This is a genomic window from Anabaena sp. UHCC 0451, assembly GCF_034931405.1.
GTDB lineage: Bacteria > Cyanobacteriota > Cyanobacteriia > Cyanobacteriales > Nostocaceae > RDYJ01.
Window position 1 is genome coordinate 1 of record NZ_JAYGHA010000026.1, and the last position, 765, is coordinate 765.

General features: G+C 36.7%; 1 protein-coding gene. It reads left to right on the forward strand.

Annotation, left to right across the window (positions count from 1 at the left end; translation table 11 throughout):
• The coding region (locus VB694_RS17740) for a permease (protein WP_323361658.1) at positions 1 to 698 on the forward strand (698 nt) is incomplete at its 5' end.
• Positions 699 to 765: the final 67 nt, after the last annotated feature.

Consider the following 765-nt stretch of genomic DNA (forward strand, 5'->3'; position numbering starts at 1 on the left):
TTATTGGATTTTTAGAAGCTGGCGTACCTTTAGGAGTAACTTTTTCCTATCTAATTTCTGCCCCAATGGTGAATGAAGTAGCTGTGGTTTTACTGTGGGGTTTATTTGGGTTTAGGGTGACATTGTTGTATGTTGCTTTTGGTGTGGGATTAGCGATCGCCGCAGGTTATATTATTGGTTTGCTAAAACTAGAAAAATGGGTAGAACCTTTTGTTTGGGAACTCCAAAAAGCTAAAAGTGAACAACCAAATAATGAAGATGATGATTTGCAAATCACTAAATTAACATGGGGTGATAGATTCAAACAAGGACAATTTCAATCTAGCGAGATTTTTAAATCTGTTTGGATATATGTAGTTATTGGTATCGGTGTTGGTGCGGGTATTCATGGTTATGTTCCCACAGAATTTATCACCCGTTGGGCTGGTGCAAATAACCCTTTAGCTGTTCCTATTGCTGTCATTCTGGGTGTTCCTCTTTATGCTAATGTGGCTGGAGTTTTGCCCATTACGGAAGCCTTAGTTAACAAAGGAATGCCCTTGGGAACAGTGCTATCTTTTACAATGGCGGTTACAGCTTTATCATTTCCTGAGATGGTCATTCTCAAAAAGGTACTGCGACCCCAATTGTTATTAGTATTTATTAGTTTGATGACTATGGGGATTATTAGCATTGGTTATCTGTTTAATTTTCTTTAATCAAAACTGCGAAATTTTCCAGTTATTTGTTAAACTATAGGACTCATATTTGAATTTTGAAAAAATC